This is a genomic window from Vibrio sp. OPT18, from assembly GCF_015163615.1.
Classification (GTDB): Bacteria; Pseudomonadota; Gammaproteobacteria; order Enterobacterales; family Vibrionaceae; genus Vibrio; species Vibrio coralliirubri.
In genome coordinates this window covers 16,842-34,275 of sequence record NZ_JADDYK010000053.1, presented here as the reverse complement: position 1 = coordinate 34,275, position 17,434 = coordinate 16,842, and the positions used below count along the sequence as shown (strand labels likewise).

The 17,434-nt window shown below is 44.4% G+C and carries 16 protein-coding genes; 10 read left to right on the top strand and 6 right to left on the bottom strand.

Going from position 1 to position 17,434, the window contains the following annotated elements; genetic code table 11:
• From IQQ51_RS13345 to cobB, 10 genes are all read left to right on the top strand, one after another.
• A partial coding sequence (locus IQQ51_RS13345) for a DUF3306 domain-containing protein (protein ID WP_228012855.1) occupies nt 1–570 on the top strand: 570 nt, incomplete at its 5' end.
• Between the two features lie 299 nt (nt 571–869).
• Nucleotides 870–2,531 (top strand): 4Fe-4S dicluster domain-containing protein, encoded by a 1,662-nt coding sequence (locus IQQ51_RS13340; RefSeq protein ID WP_050634332.1) that lies wholly within the window; start codon nt 870–872, stop codon nt 2,529–2,531.
• Between the two features lie 9 nt (nt 2,532–2,540).
• A complete protein-coding gene (locus tag IQQ51_RS13335; protein ID WP_048612076.1) occupies nt 2,541–3,191 on the top strand; it encodes a TorD/DmsD family molecular chaperone in 651 nt (216 codons plus the stop codon).
• Nucleotides 3,192–3,267: 76 nt separating this feature from the next.
• On the top strand, nt 3,268–3,468 hold the full coding sequence (locus IQQ51_RS13330; RefSeq protein ID WP_048610996.1) for a twin-arginine translocation signal domain-containing protein: 201 nt from the start codon (nt 3,268–3,270) through the stop codon (nt 3,466–3,468).
• A 10-nt stretch (nt 3,469–3,478) separates the two neighbouring features.
• Nucleotides 3,479–6,334: a formate dehydrogenase subunit alpha gene (locus IQQ51_RS13325; protein ID WP_193841316.1), complete on the top strand. Its 2,856-nt coding sequence runs from the start codon at nt 3,479–3,481 to the stop codon at nt 6,332–6,334.
• Between the two features lie 11 nt (nt 6,335–6,345).
• Nucleotides 6,346–6,954, top strand: a complete 609-nt coding sequence (fdh3B, locus tag IQQ51_RS13320; RefSeq protein ID WP_004742271.1) for a formate dehydrogenase FDH3 subunit beta — start codon at nt 6,346–6,348, stop codon at nt 6,952–6,954.
• 13 nt (nt 6,955–6,967) lie between these two features.
• Nucleotides 6,968–8,041, top strand: coding sequence for a formate dehydrogenase subunit gamma (locus tag IQQ51_RS13315; protein WP_012603931.1), 1,074 nt, complete (start codon nt 6,968–6,970; stop codon nt 8,039–8,041).
• The gene (locus IQQ51_RS13310; protein ID WP_017059624.1) at nt 8,025–8,441 is read left to right on the top strand and encodes a hypothetical protein; all 417 of its coding nucleotides are present in this window, start codon (nt 8,025–8,027) and stop codon (nt 8,439–8,441) included. The genes IQQ51_RS13315 and IQQ51_RS13310 overlap by 17 nt, the downstream gene beginning before the upstream one ends.
• A gap of 376 nt (nt 8,442–8,817) precedes the next feature.
• The gene (locus IQQ51_RS13305) at nt 8,818–10,038 is read left to right on the top strand and encodes an ammonium transporter (protein WP_048610990.1); all 1,221 of its coding nucleotides are present in this window, start codon (nt 8,818–8,820) and stop codon (nt 10,036–10,038) included.
• Between the two features lie 258 nt (nt 10,039–10,296).
• Nucleotides 10,297–11,031 (top strand): Sir2 family NAD+-dependent deacetylase, encoded by a 735-nt coding sequence (gene cobB, locus IQQ51_RS13300; RefSeq protein WP_193841315.1) that lies wholly within the window; start codon nt 10,297–10,299, stop codon nt 11,029–11,031.
• A 145-nt stretch (nt 11,032–11,176) separates the two neighbouring features.
• Here the strand turns inward: cobB and IQQ51_RS13295 are convergent, their stop codons facing one another.
• The 6 genes from IQQ51_RS13295 to potA all read right to left on the bottom strand — a co-directional run bounded on the left by IQQ51_RS13295 (nt 11,177) and on the right by potA (nt 17,204).
• Complete coding sequence (locus tag IQQ51_RS13295) at nt 11,177–11,962, bottom strand: GGDEF domain-containing protein (protein WP_193841314.1); 786 nt, start codon at nt 11,960–11,962, stop codon at nt 11,177–11,179.
• Nucleotides 11,963–12,046: 84 nt separating this feature from the next.
• On the bottom strand, nt 12,047–13,084 hold the full coding sequence (locus tag IQQ51_RS13290) for an extracellular solute-binding protein (RefSeq protein WP_017059627.1): 1,038 nt from the start codon (nt 13,082–13,084) through the stop codon (nt 12,047–12,049).
• Between the two features lie 211 nt (nt 13,085–13,295).
• Nucleotides 13,296–14,330, bottom strand: coding sequence for an extracellular solute-binding protein (locus tag IQQ51_RS13285; protein ID WP_017059628.1), 1,035 nt, complete (start codon nt 14,328–14,330; stop codon nt 13,296–13,298).
• A gap of 147 nt (nt 14,331–14,477) precedes the next feature.
• Entirely contained in the window at nt 14,478–15,248 is a 771-nt protein-coding gene (gene potC, locus IQQ51_RS13280; RefSeq protein WP_004733706.1) for a spermidine/putrescine ABC transporter permease PotC, read from the bottom strand.
• Complete coding sequence (potB, locus tag IQQ51_RS13275; RefSeq protein ID WP_050649078.1) at nt 15,248–16,105, bottom strand: spermidine/putrescine ABC transporter permease PotB; 858 nt, start codon at nt 16,103–16,105, stop codon at nt 15,248–15,250. Before potB ends, potC begins: the two co-directional genes overlap by 1 nt.
• Nucleotides 16,089–17,204 (bottom strand): spermidine/putrescine ABC transporter ATP-binding protein PotA, encoded by a 1,116-nt coding sequence (gene potA / locus IQQ51_RS13270; protein WP_048615947.1) that lies wholly within the window; start codon nt 17,202–17,204, stop codon nt 16,089–16,091. The genes potB and potA overlap by 17 nt, the downstream gene beginning before the upstream one ends.
• Between the last annotated feature and the right edge of the window lie 230 nt (nt 17,205–17,434).

Sequence of the window (17,434 nt, the reverse complement as noted above, 5' to 3'; positions counted from 1 at the left end):
TCTGTAGACGCAGAAGCATCGGAGTCACAAGAACGTGGGACTTTAGAAAATGAGTCTTCAGAACACAATGAAGACGCTCACGCTGTCGATTCTCAAGCTATTGACTCTCAGGAGATAGCATCAGAAACGACTGAAGACTTGTCTGTTGCTCAATTATTGGTGTCAGAAGCATCAGAGAGCGTAAAAAAAGCGGCATTGCGTAAATTATTTCTCTCAGAAGAGTTCAACGTTCGTGATGGTTTAGATGATTACGACGACGATTACAGTAATTTGAAGTCTCTTTCTGAAGGGGTGGCGGAAACCTTGCGTGATTGGGTTAAAGACAAAACGGAAGAAGAAACTGCGCCAGAAGAAGAGCAACTTATTGATAATAAAGACGAAGATGAAGTTTTAGAAAATTCTGAAAGCGATCTTGAGGTATCTGATAATGAATTTGAAACGTCAGAAAGTGCCGAAATAACCGAACAAGAAAAAGAGCTGTATAAAAACACAGTATCAGGTAATAACGCTACAATGTCAGACGAAGCTGACCTGAAAGAGATGGGACAAAATATACCACACAAAGAATAGGTACATTTTGACTAAACACTCAATGAACCGCTTGCGACAAAATGTCCCAAGCGGTTTTTTCATACGCACAATAAACGTTATAAAGGACTAAATTACTGATATATAAGGCATATTAAATTGGCATGGCATTTGCTAAATAACGTTCATTATCAACTTTTTTGTAGATAGACGAGTTCACGGTCTGACCAACGACACACTGGCTAAAGGGTTAGTTGTTAACGGATTACTCAGCAAGTTCTCTATCGCTTACTACAATGAAGGTTGAACAGATTATCCATGTCCAAAGATGGAACTGAGCAATGCTTAAACAATTATTAGAACAAGCAACTTCAAATAACGCTAAAGCAAGACTGTATGCATTTGAAAATACAGTTGAGTTAACAAATCTGATTCCACCTACTGTTAGCTACGAAAGCGGCGGTAATACACTTGTTATTGGTCCAACTGCGATCATTGAAAGTGCTGCGGCTCAATTACCTCAATTGACGAGCCTAACCTTATTGTCAACAGATGGCGAAAAGGGCACAAACCCAGAACTGTACTTCGCGAATTCGGTTCAAGTATCCGGTTTCCTTGGCACGTTTGAAGTTGTGATCGAAAACAAAGGCACATCAAGCAACCTAGCGAAAGTCGCGATTAATCACGATTGTTTCGATGTTGTTTTAGACCTATGTCTGAATAGCTGCATGACAGAAGAAGTACCTGTACCGGGTTATTACCCAGTAGGCCGCGGCTATCCAAAGCTGGCTGAAGCGTTAGAAGAAATTCCTACGCTAATGGGCACATTTGATAAGCCTAAATTCTTCCGTCTAGACACTGACCTTTGTGCGCACAGTTCTCGTGGCGTAAAAGGCTGTGAGCGTTGTGTCGATGCTTGTCCTGCTGGCGCATTATCAAGTGAAGGCTCGGATAAGACTGGTCACAAGATTGAGATTAACCCTTACCTATGTCAAGGCGTTGGTACTTGTGCAACTAGCTGTCCTACAGAAGCGATTACCTATGCGCTTCCAAATCCTGACGATACTCAAAAGTTTATTGAACGTACGCTAGCGAACTATGAGCAAGCGGGCGGTCTGGATCCAATCGTACTTATCTGTAGCTCTCGTCATGAGACTTACAATGTGATGGCGCTAAAAGCACTGCCAGATAACGTGATTCCAATCGTTGTTGAAGAACTGCCTTCTATTGGTATCGATACTTGGTTTGCAGCGTTAGTGAATGGCGCAACTCAGGTTCTGTTTGCTGCTTCTCGTTTCATGCCAGAAACCATCATTCGTGTTCTGAATAACGAAGTAGGGATCGCTCAAGAGTTACTCGACCAAATCGGTGTTCCAAAAGAAACCATCGATATCCTGTATTTAGAATCTCTACGTGAAGGTCCTCCAACTCTGTGTGTTGATTCATTCGATCTTGCACTTGGCGATCTTCAAGGCAATAAACGTCAACGCCTATTCACAGCACTTGATGCTATGTCTTCATCTCGCATTCCTGTTGAGAACATTGTTGAGCTTCCATCAAATGCACCCTATGGCACGGTTTCGTGTGAAAGCAAAGATTGTACTTTGTGTATGAGTTGTGTGGCGGTTTGTCCTACGCGCGCTCTTCATACCGACGGCGCATCTCCATCACTTAAGTTTGTAGAACAAGACTGTATTCAATGTGGTCTGTGTGAAAAGGCGTGTCCTGAAAATGTTCTGACTCTAACGCCTCGCATGAACTGGGTGAAAGAAGAACGTCAGAAGGCTGTTGTAATTCATGAAGAGAAAGCAGCGGAATGTATTCGTTGTCATAAGCCATTCGCACCGCAGTCTATGATTGACATGTTACAAAATAAGTTACGCGGTCACTCTCACTTTTCAGACGAATCAGCAATCAATCGTATTGCGATGTGTGAAGACTGCCGCGTGATAGATATGTTTGATTCGATGGCTCAAGACCCATTGAAACAACTGAAATACTAGGAGTTGGCATTGGATACTCATTTAGATCAAGCACAAAAGCTAGAGCAAGAACAAACACTAAGAACTGAAATCTATTTGGTTCTTTCTGCATTGTTTCGTAGCGCACCTTCTGAAGAGGTGATTGATTTCCTAAAGACGCTAGACATTGAAGCGTCTGAGAGCGCAATGCAAAAAGCTTGGATTGCCATTCAACAAGCGGCAACGGAATCAAATCGCGAAGCTTTAGAAGACGAATATCAAGACCTGTTCATTGGCATTGGCCGTGGAGAGATTGTTCCATTTGGTTCTTGGCATAGAACTGGCGCCATGATGGAAAAACCACTGGCAGAAATTCGTCATGATTTAGAGCTTTTAGGCATTGAGCGTGATGATCAAGTAAAAGAGCCAGAAGATCATATTGCTGCATTGTGTGAAGTAATGGCAATGCTAACCGGTGAAGAAGAAGCGCTTCAACAAGCGGTTTTCAATAAGCACCTTGGCCCTTGGTTTAACTCTTTTACGCGTCAGCTTGAAAGTGCAGAAAGTGCGAACTTCTACAAATCGGCAGCTCAGCTGTGTGAAGCATTCCTAACGTTAGAGCAAGTGCGTTTTAGCGTTAATACCAAAAGCAGTAAGCATAAATTAAAGATTGATGTGAAAAACGTCACTGATTACGAGTAATCGAGCAGTACGCGATTATATCGATAGAGGGGCATTAAGCCTCCAAAAAGATCTACCGTAAGGTAAGGAAGCAATGATGAAAGATAATAAAGAAATAAACTCAAGCCGTAGGGACTTACTCAAAGGCTTAACGACTGCAGCCGTTGCTGGTGCGGTTGTCGCTGGTACAACGAAAGTGGCAACAGCTTCAGAAACGGTTGAAATGCCGAAAGAAGACATGAAGAAGACGGGCTATCGTGAAACGCAACACATTCGCGATTACTACGACACACTTTAGGAGATAACGGATGAAACTTGTCAAACGCTCCGATAGTGTGAGCAAAGAAACCAATCAACTGGGTGTGTCTCGACGTGCCTTCATGAAAAACACTTCATTAGCCGCTGGTGGCGCGGTAGTAGGCGCAAGTCTATTCGCTCCAGGTATGATGAAAAAGGCGCAGGCTAAATCAGTCGATCCAGAAGCGAAAACAGAAGTGAAACGTACTATCTGTTCTCACTGTTCTGTGGGTTGTGGTATTTACGCTGAAGTTCAAAACGGTGTTTGGACGGGTCAAGAGCCTGCATTCGATCACCCATTCAACGCTGGTGGACACTGTGCTAAAGGTGCAGCTCTGCGTGAACACGGCCACGGTGAGCGTCGTCTTAAGTACCCAATGAAATTAGAAGGCGGTAAGTGGAAGAAGCTTTCTTGGGAACAAGCGATTGAAGAGATCGGTAACAAAGCGCTAGAACTTCGTAAAGAGTCAGGCCCTGATTCGGTTTACTTCCTAGGTAGTGCAAAACACAGCAACGAGCAAGCTTACGCATTCCGTAAGATGGCGTCTTTGTGGGGAACAAACAACGTTGACCACCAAGCGCGTATTTGTCACTCAACCACAGTAGCCGGTGTTGCAAACACTTGGGGTTACGGTGCGATGACAAACTCGTTCAATGACATGCACAACTGTAAGTCGATGCTGTTCATTGGCTCGAACCCTGCAGAAGCTCACCCAGTTGCGATGCAGCACATCCTAATCGCGAAAGAGAAGAACAACTGTAAGATCGTTGTTGCAGATCCTCGTCGTACGCGTACTGCTGCGAAATCTGATCACTATGTTTCTCTTCGCCCAGGTTCAGACGTTGCGTTTATCTGGGGTGTGTTATGGCATGTCTTTGCTAACAAATGGGAAGACCAAGAATTCATCCGCCAACGTGTATTCGGCATGGACGAGATCCGTGAAGAAGTCGCGAAGTGGAGCCCAGCTGAAGTTGAACGCGTAACTGGCGTTCCTGAGTCTGAAGTTTACCAAACCGCGAAACTGCTTTCTGAAAACCGTCCAGGTTGTATCGTTTGGTGTATGGGTGGTACTCAGCACACGACTGGTAACAACAACACACGTGCTTACTGTGTACTTGAGCTTGCGCTAGGTAACATCGGTAAGTCAGGTGGCGGTGCAAACATTTTCCGTGGTCACGATAACGTACAAGGCGCAACTGACCTTGGCGTACTGTCAGACACGCTTCCAGGTTACTACGGCTTATCTGAAGGTTCTTGGCGCCACTGGTCGAAAGTTTGGGACGTAGACTTTGACTGGATCAAAGGACGTTTCGACGACAACGCATACGGCGGTCAAAAACCAATGAACAGTGCAGGTATTCCTGTCTCTCGTTGGGTTGATGGCGTACTTGAAGACAAAGACAAGATTCGTCAGCGCGAAAACATCCGTGCCATGTTCTACTGGGGTCACGCGGTGAACTCTCAGACTCGTGGTCCAGAGATGAAGAAGGCGATGCAGAAGCTGGATATGATGGTTATCGTTGACCCATACCCAACAGTTGCAGCAGTAATGAACGATCGTACTGACGGCGTTTACTTGCTTCCAGCAACCACTCAATTTGAAACCTACGGCAGTGTAACGGCATCAAACCGTTCTCTACAGTGGCGTGACAAGGTGGTTGATCCTCTGTTCGAATCTAAGCCTGACCACGAAATCATGTACCTTCTTTCTAAGAAGCTTGGTTTCTCTGATCAACTGTTCAAAAACATCCGTGTTGAGAACAACCAACCATTGATTGAAGACATCACACGTGAATTCAACAAAGGTATGTGGACGATCGGTTACACAGGTCAAAGCCCAGAGCGTTTGAAAGAGCACCAACAGAACTGGCACACGTTCCACAAGACCACGCTTGCTGCAGAAGGCGGCCCAGCGAATGGCGAGACTTACGGTCTTCCTTGGCCATGTTGGGGTAACCCAGAGATGAAACACCCAGGTACGCATATCCTTTACGATACGTCTAAACCTGTCGCCGAAGGTGGTGGTAACTTCCGTACTCGTTTCGGTGTCGAGTTTGAAGGTCAAAGCCTACTGGCTGAAGACAGCTACTCAAAAGGCAGCGAAATCAAAGATGGCTACCCTGAATTCAGTGACAAACTACTGAAACAACTGGGTTGGTGGGATGACCTAACAGCAGAAGAGAAAGCCTCTGCTGAAGGTAAAAACTGGAAGACTGACGTTTCTGGCGGCATTCAACGCGTGGCTATCAAGCACGGTTGTATTCCTTTTGGTAACGCGAAAGCGCGTGCGATCGTTTGGACATTCCCAGACCGCGTGCCACTGCACCGTGAACCACTTTACACACCACGTCGAGACCTAGTTGCTGACTACCCAACATGGGATGACAAGGAAGCGATCTTCCGTGTTCCTACGTTGTACAAGTCAATCCAAGAGCAAGACAAGTCTGGTGAATACCCGATTATTCTTACTTCTGGTCGTCTGGTTGAGTACGAAGGTGGTGGTGAAGAGACTCGTTCTAACCCTTGGCTAGCAGAGCTTCAACAAGAGATGTTTGTTGAAGTGAACCCGAAAGACGCGAACGACATTGGCTTTAAAGATGGCGATGACGTTTGGGTTGAGGGTGCAGAGAAGGGCCGAATTAAGGTGAAAGCGATGGTAACTCGTCGTGTGAAACCGGGTCTGGCGTTCATCCCATTCCACTTCGGTGGTAAGTTCCAAGGCGAAGATTTGCGTTCTAAATACCCAGAAGGCACTGATCCTTACGTTATTGGTGAAGCTGCTAACACAGCAACCACATACGGTTACGACCCTGTCACGTTGATGCAGGAAACGAAAGTAACCCTTTGTAATATTCGTAAAGCGTAAGGAGTCTTAAAATGGCTAGAATGAAATTTCTTTGTGACACCAAGCGTTGTATCGAATGTAACGGTTGTGTCACTGCATGTAAGAATGAAAATGATGATGCTCTAGAATGGGGTATTCAACGTCGTCGCGTTGTAACACTAAACGATGGCGAACCGGGTGAAAACTCAATCTCAGTAGCGTGTATGCACTGTACTGATGCACCATGTATGGCAGTGTGTCCTGCAGACTGTTTTGAACATACAGAAGACGGCATCGTACTTCACAATAAAGATCTGTGTATCGGTTGTGGTTACTGCTTGTTTGCTTGTCCGTTTGGCGCACCTCAATTCCCTAAACAGGAAGCGTTTGGTGAGCGCGGTAAGATGGACAAATGTACATTCTGTGCAGGTGGCCCTGAAACAGAGCCTGGTTCTGTTGAAGAGCGTCAGAAGTACGGTGCGAACCGTATTGCTGAAGGCAAACTACCAATGTGTGCTTCTTTATGTTCAACCAAAGCACTGTTAGCGGGTGATGCAGAGAAAGTTTCTGATGTTTTCCGTCAGCGTGTAGTTGAACGTGGTGCGAAAGGTGCAGGTTGGACAGACGGCAACGACCTTTCTTACGATGCGACTAAGAGCTAAGTAGGAGAGACATATGCTTACAATGTTTAAGCGTCTCTTCCTTGTTGTGCTGCCAATGTTGGCAGCACTGACAATGCTTTCTCCTATGAGTCATGCATCTGAGACGAACTCATCACAAACTCAATCGAGCTCTGCTCAACGAGAAATCACACAGCTTGCTGGTGCCGATTTTTGGCGACAAGTAAGAAATGGTGAGGAAGGTTACACCACATCTCAATCAGCTGAGCACGGTGTGTTAATCAGTACTCCAGGTCAAACGTGGTACATATTGAAAGAGAAGTGGATGTCACCAGCCGGTGCGGTCGCTATCTTTGGCAGTATTGCTTTCGTGACTTTGATGTACGTTGTGATTGGCCCGCTAATGCTAAGCGCGCCAAGAACCGGTCGTAAGATCAAACGTTGGTCTCGACTAGACCGTGCCTTGCACTGGAGTATGGCGTTTACCTTCTTAACACTGGCGTTCAGTGGTTTGATGTTGGTTTACGGTAAGCACTTCTTGAAGCCGTACATTCCAACGGATCTATGGGGCTTCATCGTTCTACTGGCCAAGCAATACCACAACTACATCGGCCCGATTTTCTATGTGCTGTTGATGGCTGTTCTTATCAAGTGGTGGCGCAAGTCTATCTTCAAGATGGTCGATATCCAGTGGTTCATGAAACTGGGCGGCATGGTAGGGAAACATAAAGGTTCTCATCCATCTGCTGAGTTTTCGAACGCGGGTGAGAAAGCGCTGTTTTGGCTATTGATTGTTATGGGTAGTGTCGCTGCGATCAGTGGCTTGGTTTTAGACTTCCCAATCTTCGGTCAAACACGTCGTGATATGGAGCTTTCAAACTTAGTCCACATGTTGGCTGCTTTGATCCTTATCTGTGGTTTCGTGTTCCACATCTACATCGGCTTGTTCGGTATGGAAGGTGCACTGGAAGGCATGGTAACAGGCGAAGTTGATGAAACTTGGGCAAAAGAGCACCATGACCTTTGGTACAAAGAAGTGATGGAACAAGAGAAAAACGGCGTTGAACAAAGTGCTAACGCAGCAACAGAGAAAACGGAAGGGGTGAATAAGAATGAACAAACCTCATAAAGGTATTTGGGTCGCTTACATACTAAGCTGCTTTACGCCATTTACTTGTCTTCTCTCTGGTGTGGTTGCCATCATCTACGCGGGCTATCGTTTAGATAAAGGTGAAGACGGCGAAGTAGTGGATACGCATTACTACGGTTTGATTCGCTCGTTCTTCTTGAACCTGACGTTCTTTGTTGTGCTTATCGTGACCGTAGCAACCTCTAATGGCGTGTTGATCGGTGTGAACGATTACTGGTATCAAAACCACATTATCGATGACATCGCTTACTACATCCCGTATGTAGGCATGTTGTTTGGTGGTGTTGCGATTGTGGTTTGGTTTATTCGTATGTATCAAGGTATGCAGCGTTTGAGTCAAAACCTACCGCAAAACCCGACAACAGGTCCAAACTTGTAGTCGAGCATAGACTCACTAGATAGCGAATTATCTAGCACAATAGTCCTTTTGAAAGCCCAATGATTTCGGTCATTGGGCTTTTTGTTTCTAATCAGCAACAAAACTGAATGAAGCATGGTATTGACCGCTTCAATATGGTGCAACTCCCTTAATTGGTGCAATTCTTGTTTCCATTTTTACGCTTATTAAGAACCAAGAAAGTGCACTAATAAATTTATGCGCTATTAATCAATAATTTAAAAGCAGAACCTGTTGCACGAAAATTACCCTTCACACTTGGAACGCATCTTGCGTTCACTGTTGAGTCTTTAATTAATTACAACATTGAATCGCACGATATCAGTGCAAATCAGATAAAGCGAAGGAGAATGCTTTAATGAGTGAAACGGTGACTCAAGTTCATAGTGCAGTACAAACCCTTACCCAAAGTTCAGATACTTTATTCCTATTACTCGGTGCCATCATGGTTTTCTTGATGCACGCTGGCTTCGCATTTCTAGAAGTCGGTACCGTTCGAAAGAAGAACCAAGTAAACGCGCTCGTTAAGATCCTGTCGGATTTTGGTGTCTCCGCCATTGCTTACTTCTTTATCGGTTACTGGGTTGCTTACGGTGCACACTTTTTTGCAGACGCAGAAACACTGTCGCAAGGCAACGGATATGAGCTGGTTAAGTTCTTCTTCCTTATGACATTCGCAGCTGCAATCCCAGCGATCGTTTCAGGCGGTATCGCAGAGCGTGCACGTTTCTACCCAATTTTGATTGCGACACTGTTTACGGTTGGTTTCATCTATCCATTTTTTGAAGGCATCATTTGGAACGGCAACTTTGGATTCCAAGATTGGCTAGAAGGTCAGTTTGGTTATGGATTCCATGACTTCGCAGGCTCTGTTGTAGTTCACGGCGTAGGTGGTTGGATTGCTTTGGTCGCAGTTTACTTCTTAGGGATGCGTAAAGGTCGAATCCGTGCGGGTAAACACACCAACTTCGCACCATCGAATATCCCATTCTTAGCGCTAGGCTCTTGGATCTTATGTGTGGGTTGGTTCGGCTTTAACGTGATGTCTGCACAAGCAATCAACGGCATCAGCGGCCTAGTGGCGATGAACTCTCTCATGGCAATGGTTGGCGGTATCCTTGCGGCTCTAATTGCAGGTAAAAATGACCCGGGCTTCATCCACAATGGTCCTTTGGCTGGTCTCGTTGCTATTTGTGCGGGCTCAGATTTGATGCACCCACTTGGCGCTTTGGTGACGGGCGGCGTGGCAGGCGCGCTATTTGTTTACCTATTTACTTACATGCAAAACAAAACACAGATCGATGATGTACTCGGTGTGTGGCCTCTACACGGCGTATGTGGTGCTTGGGGTGGCATAGCAGCAGGTATCTTCGGTTCACAAACATTCTGGGGGCTAGGGGGCGTGAGCTTTGCTTCTCAAGTGGTCGGCACACTGGCGGGCATTGCTGTGGCTTTGATTGGCGCAATGATTGTTTATGGTGTGTTGAGCAAACTAACAGGCCTACGCTTAAGTGAAGAAGACGAATTCAACGGCGCGGATCTTTCAATCCATAAGATCTCGTCTATCAACGAAGACTAACGTCGTTCACTTTGATGGGTTTAGGCTCATCAAGTAGGCATCAGTTAAACAGAACTAAGCGGCTTCGGTCGCTTTTTTTGTTTCAATGAAAAGCAAAACAGAGAGTTTTAGTAACAACGGTAGCATCCATCAAGCGAGTTATGTCACAAATAGCCAATGAATTCAGTTGCCTAAGACTATGGTCTAATCCCTAAAACTATTGTTGGAATTTGAACAGTGCTAAGCTGTTACAAAGTGACATATTGAAAAGGACGTTGTATGCATTTCCCATATCGAAATATCGTAATTCTTACTGGCGCTGGCATCTCTGCGGAGTCGGGGATACAAACATTCCGAGCACAAGACGGGCTATGGGAAAACCATAAAATCGAAGATGTCGCGACCCCAGAAGGGTTTGCGAAAGATCCCGACTTGGTTCAAGCATTCTATAACAAGCGTCGCCATGGCTTACAAGGTGAGAGCATTCAACCAAATTCCGCCCATAAGGCGCTAGGTGAGCTCGAAGACAAACTTGATGGCAAAGTAACAATCATCACTCAGAACATCGACAACCTGCACGAGAGAGGCGGTAGCAACAACATTATTCACATGCACGGCGAACTTTTGAAAGCACGTTGCAGTGAATCGAATCAAGTTATCGAACATAAAGGTGACATCGAAACCGGTGAACTCTGTCATTGCTGTCAAATTCCAGCGCAGATGCGTCCTCATATTGTGTGGTTTGGCGAGATGCCGTTACGAATGGGTGACATCTATTCAGCACTCGAAGAAGCGGATCTGTTTATCTCTATCGGAACTTCAGGGGTTGTTTATCCAGCGGCAGGCTTTGTTCACGATGCGAAAATGCATGGTGCACATACTATCGAGATAAACCTCGAACCTAGTGCGGTTGAAAGTGAATTTGAAGAGAAGCGTTATGGTAAGGCAAGTATTGAGGTGCCTAAACTGGTTGGCGAGCTGTTATGTTCAGAGAAGGGCTCTATAACGGCTTAAAACTTCCTAATCCGTTATAAATGGCAAATGTACATCGGCTTTAAGAACCTTAGAGTCACATGTATGTTTGCTTTTTTGTTTCTACTTACGGCTTGTGCTAATACAAGTGTCGTAAGGCAGAAGCGGGCATTAAAGCAAGGTTCGATTATGTTCGTTGAGCTTTCTTCATCTCGTACATCGCCTTATCGGACTCAATAAGCGCCTGTTTGAAGTTATCTTGATTGGTCACTTCAATTCCGTAAGAGAAACTGATGTTTTCTCCATGCAGTAGGTTAGTAAGTTGATTAACAAACTCGCCTCCACGACCAAGCTGCGCTGTCGCAACAAACTCATCGCCTCCAACCCTAAAGACCATTTCATCTTCAAGTGCAGCTTGGCTGAGCGCTTGAGAGAAACGAACGATCATCAGATCGCCGACTTGATGCCCTTTGCGGTCATTGATTTTCTTTAATCCATCCAAATCAAAGTAGATTAATTCGAATTCCTGCAGCTGAATCGCGTCGAACTTCTTACGATTGTATAAACCTGTTAGCTCATCTTGCTTGCCCTGATCTTTCAATTTGGTTGTCAGTTCAGTAATACCGTAAGCGATAAGTAGGAAGGCGATCTGCAATAAACCATCTTCAAGAAACGTATCGAGTAATTCGTTTCTATCTGCCCATTCATCGAGATATTTGAGCTCAGTAGTCACATCATAGAATAGGTTGAAAATAAGAAGGCGTGCGCCACAGCGAAGGATCTTGTGGGGACGAATGGCATGTCGAGCAACGTAATAGATATACATGGTAATCACGAGCGTGTTTGTTTCGAAAAACAGATCGTAATTTGAATCGATATGGATAAATGAACTGAGACCAAGCATCAAGAATGACGCAAGAAGCATCAGAGTCACAACCAATAATATCGGGTTCGCTGGCATATTATAACGCACTCCATGTCGTTTAATGCCATCCTATATAAAGTATAGATAAAAATAAAGCGGCTTACGCCGCTTTATTAACCTGTCAGTAACAATCTAGTTGTTTACTTTAAGTTTTTGGAAGTACTCGTCATAAATGACACTCGCTTCACCAACTTCGTCTTGCCAAACACCGTTATCCATCACTGATTGTGGTGGGAAAACGTTCTTGTCTTCAGCAAATTCTTTAGGAAGAAGAGGGTAAGCGGTTTTAACTGGTGTCGGGTAACCGATCTCTAGAGCAATTTTCGCAGCGTTCTCTGGGCGAAGAAGAAAGTCGATCATCTTATGAGCCGCTTCAGTGTTCTTAGCACCTGCTGGAATTGCTAGGCTGTCCATCCAGAAGATAGCGCCTTTTTCTGGCCAGATGATGTCAATCGTTGCGCCTTCTTGGCGTGCCATGTAAGCAGAGCCATTCCAAAGCATACCAAGTGACACTTCACCTGCTAGGTAAGGGTTTGCTGGGAAATCTGAGTTAAATACCAATACGTTTGGCATTAGCTTACGAAGTTCTTCGTAGGCTTCTTTGATTTCTTCAGGGTTAGTCGTGTTTGGAGAGTAGCCCAGTTTAGATAGAGCGATATGGAAAACCTCACGAGAGTCATCCATCATCATCAGTTGACCTTCCCACTGCGTATCCCACAGGTCGCCCCAGTTTTTAACTGAAGACTTGTCTAGCATGTCTGAGTTGATACCAATACCCGTCGCACCCCAGATATATGGGATTGAGTAGTTATTGTTTGGGTCAAATGGCTTATCTAAGTAATTTGGATCCAAATCTGCAAAGTGGCTTAGCTTGGTTTTATCAAGCTCTTGAAGCATGCCTTCTTTACGCATCTTAGAAACGAAGTAAGTAGAAGGAACCACTAAGTCGTAACCCGTACCTTGAGTTTTTAACTTAGCGTACATGCTTTCGTTAGACTCATAAGTTGAGTAGTAGACTTTGATACCAGTCTCTTCTGTGAAGTCTTCTAGTACTTCATTTGGAATATATTCAGACCAGTTGTAAAAATACAGTTCTTGGTCAGCTGCGAAAGAGGGTGTAGAAAGTAAAGTAGCAGCACACAATGCGCCGGTATACAGTGTTTTTTTCATTACTGTTCCGTTCATTTGTTTGATTTGGAGCTGGGTAGTGAACCCAAGGTAAAAGGATTTCGAAAAATCGCGCTATATTATAGCAGCGATATAATAAAATAGGCAGCCTAAGCTGCCTATTCATTGATATTCTTATTTTTAACTTATTGATTATCTACGTCGGGCTGTTAAGTAAACCAGTTACTTAGTCGTTGTGAGATAATAGGCTAAATTACTGACCTGCTTTAAGTTTCATGAAGTAATCTTCGTACTTCACTGTCTTATCGCCAACCGCAGCTTGCCATTCAACACGATCAAGGTCTTCTTGCGATGGGAATAGCGCAGGGCTGTCTTTGAACTTCTCGTTAGACGCTTTAACGGCTGTAAGGTAGCCAGTATCACGAGAGATTTGCTCAGCAATTTCAGGGCGAAGTAGGAAGTCGATCATCTTATGAGCCGCTTCTACGTTTACCGCACCAGAGCTAATCGCGAAGTTATCAACCCAACCGATACCGCCTTCTTTAGGGAAAACCAGTTTGATTGGTAGACCTTCGTTTTGCGCAGCAGCAGCAGAACCGTTCCACAGCATTCCTAGACCCACTTCACCAGACATGTAAGGCGCGCCTGGGTTGTCTGAGTTAAATACTAGAACGTTCGGCATTAGCTTTTGTAGCTCAGCGTACGCTTCGTCGATCTCTTTTTCGTTTGTTGTGTTACCAGAGTAACCTAACTTACGTAGTGCGATGTGGAACACTTCACGAGTGTCGTCCATCATCATCAGTTGACCTTCAAGCTCAGGTTTCCATAGATCAGCCCAGCTTTGGAAATCTTCTGGATCGTACATGTCAGTGTTAACAGCAAGACCTGTGATCGCAACTACGTGTGGAATAGAGTAGTCGTTGCTTGGGTCGTACGGCTTATCTAGGTAGTTAGTATCTAGATTCTTGAAGTTGTTCAGCTTAGTTTTGTCGATCTTTTGTAGCATACCTTCGTCACGCATCTTAGATACGAAGTAAGTCGACGGCACAACTAGGTCGTAGCCTTTGTTGTGTGTTTTTAGCTTTGCGTACAGGGTTTCGTTCGACTCGTAAGTCGAGTAGATAACCTTGATACCAGTTTCATCAGTGAACTGTTCTAGAATCTCACTGTTGATGTAAGGTCCCCAGTTCATGAATACCAATTCTTTGTTATCTTTTGCAAATGATGGTGCAGATAACATTGAAAGCGCACATGCACTACCAGCTAATAGAGTAGCCCATTTTTTCATTGACGTTAGCTCCAAACTAAACGTTGCCCGAAGGCAGTAGATAGAAAAACAGAATGGCAATTTACCATTCTGTTTATGATTAACACTTTTTTGAACTTGAAGTCTTTTAACTTCTCACCAAGCCTGTCTCTTTATAGAGTAGGAGACTTACTTGATTTTTTCTCTCGCTAATAACTGAGAAATGATCACCAGTATTAACGACACCACTAACATCACTGTTGCTAGGGCGTTTACCTCAGGAGAGATACCCACTTTAACCATTGAGTAAATCTTCAGTGGTAAGATTTCATACGTTGGGCCGGTTACGAAAGAGCTGATGATCACATCGTCCAAAGACAGAGTGAAGCTCAATAACCAACCTGCAGCAACCGCTGGCTTAGCAAGAGGTAAAATGATCTGCTTTAGAATCGTCCACTCACTTGCACCTAAGTCTTTTGCTGCTTCTAGCATCTTCACATCAAAGCCATTCAAGCGACTGTATACCGTTACTACAACAAACGGTAGACAGAAGGTAATGTGAGCAGCAAGTAGGGTAAAGAACCCAAGTTGAACACCCATTACCAAGAATAGCGCAAGAAGCGAAATCGCCATTACGATATCTGGAGACATCATTACGATGAACAGCATGCCATTTACGATGCCTTTACCTTTGAATTGGTAACGGAATAGGGCTACTGCTGTAAGGCTCCCGACAATCGTTGCGGCTGTTGCAGAGAACACCGCTACGTTGATCGAGTGCCACGCAGCCTGCATTAGGCTGTCGTTGTTAATAAGCGCATCATACCATTTAGTGGTGAAGCCACCCCATTTCATACCAAACTTATTGGCATTAAACGAGTTAGCGATCAATACGATAATAGGTAGGTATAGAAAGGCGTATACCAGCGCCATAAAGCTGAACTTAACTGTGCGACCCATTAGTCTAGCTCCACTTTCTTGTTCAATAGCTTACCTGCTCGGTAGTAGGCATACAGCATCACAGCCATTGCCATGGTCAGTGCGATACTCGTTGCTGCACCAAACGGCCAGTCTCGAGCGTTGAGCACCTGGCTCTTAATCACGTTACCAATCAATAGGTTCTTAGCTCCGCCTAATAGGTCAGAGATGTAGAACATACCTAACGCTGGCAGTAGTACTAATAAACAGCCGCCAATAATGCCCGGCATTGTTAGTGGCAGTACAACTCTCAATAGCGTTTGCAGTTTGTTCGCACCTAAATCTTTAGCCGCTTCTAAGTACGTATCATCCAGTTTTTCAATCGCTGAATACAGCGGCAGAATCATAAACGGAAGTAGGATGTACACTAAACCGATCATTACTGCGGTTTCTGAGTACATGATACGTAGCGGTTTATCAATGATATCGAGCGCTAACAAGCTTTTGTTCAAGACACCTTGCGTACCCAGTACAATTTTCAATCCGTATGTACGAATCAAAGAGTTAGTCCAGAATGGCACTATCACTAGGAACAACATGATTGGACGCCACTTCGCCGGCATTTTTGCCACGATGTAAGCGAACGGGTAACCAATAATTAAACAAAGTAGGGTTGCGACAATTGCCATATAGAAAGAGTGCATCAACACTTTAAAATACAGCGGGTCAGCCAAACGCACGTAGTTATCGAGAGTGAAGGTCATCTCGATCAAGTTCGCTTCATCACGAGTTAAGAAGCTAGTACCAATGATCATGATGTTTGGAATCATCACGAACAGCACTAACCAACCTGTGATTAAAGCAACAATTGCGTTTTGTAAATTAAACTTCTTGCTCATCTTCTAATACCACTTCCCAGCTCTCAACCCAAGTTACTGCAACTTTTTGGCCCAGTGAGTGATCAACATCAGGGTCATCTTCGTTGAAGAATTCGCTAACCATGACACGCATACCAGATTCAAGTTCTACGACTGAATCTAATGTCATGCCTTTATAGGTTCGCTCGACAATGTGGCCAACAATACCGCGTTGCTCAGACTCTTTAATTTCTTCGATACGAAGATCTTCAGGGCGAAGCAATACTTGCAGTTTTTGACCCGGTGTTACGTCTTTATCGTGATAGATAATGGACTCTTCACCTTCGATTGTCGCAACAATGCGTTTTTCATCTTGACGAGATTTCGCTGTCGCTTCGAATACGTTAATTTCACCAATGAAACGCGCTACAAATAGGTTCTTAGGCTCTTCGTAGATCTCTCTTGGTGTTCCATCTTGTTCAATCACGCCATCACGCATAACAATAATACGGTCAGACATAGACAGCGCTTCTTCTTGGTCATGCGTTACAAAAATGAACGTGATACCAAGTTGGCGTTGTAATTGTTTCAGCTCGATTTGCATCTGTTTACGTAGTTTGTAATCCAGAGCAGATAGAGATTCATCCAACAAAAGAACTTTAGGCTTATTAACGACAGCACGAGCGATTGCGATACGTTGCTGTTGGCCGCCAGATAGCTGGTGTGGCTTTCGTTGTGCCATTTGTTCTAGGCGCACCATTTTCAAAGCATCCATTACACGAGGTTCAATCTCGATGTTTGGAACTTTCTGCATGCGTAAGCCAAATGCCACATTGTCGAAAACGGTCATATGCGGGAATAGGGCATAGCTTTGGAATACAGTGTTTACATGCCTTTGTTCAGCAGGAACTTGGGTTACGTTTTGTTCAGCTAATAATATTTGACCACTATCTGCCGTTTCAAAACCCGCAATCATTCTTAGCACGGTTGTTTTACCACAACCTGATGGGCCTAAAATCGTGAGAAACTCACCATGATTTACGTTTAAATCCAGATTGCCGATGACTTCCTTACCATCGAAACTTTTACTGATGCCAGTTAGCTGTACTACTGGCTTTCCTACTGATTTTTTAGCGTTCAACGTCTGTTTTTCTCCACCTTGGTTCTATTTGAGACCTGTTGCTATACACCTTTAAGGCGCGCATCATAATCACCAAAAACGTGAATTCAAAGCATTTTTTACCTTTCGAAGATAAAAAATTTCGCAGGTAAAAGTAAACATCCTTTACCATACTGTTATTTACTGGGTTTACACCCTAACAAGTGTCTAATTATTAACCATTAAGACGCAAAAGCAAGCCTTGTTACAGA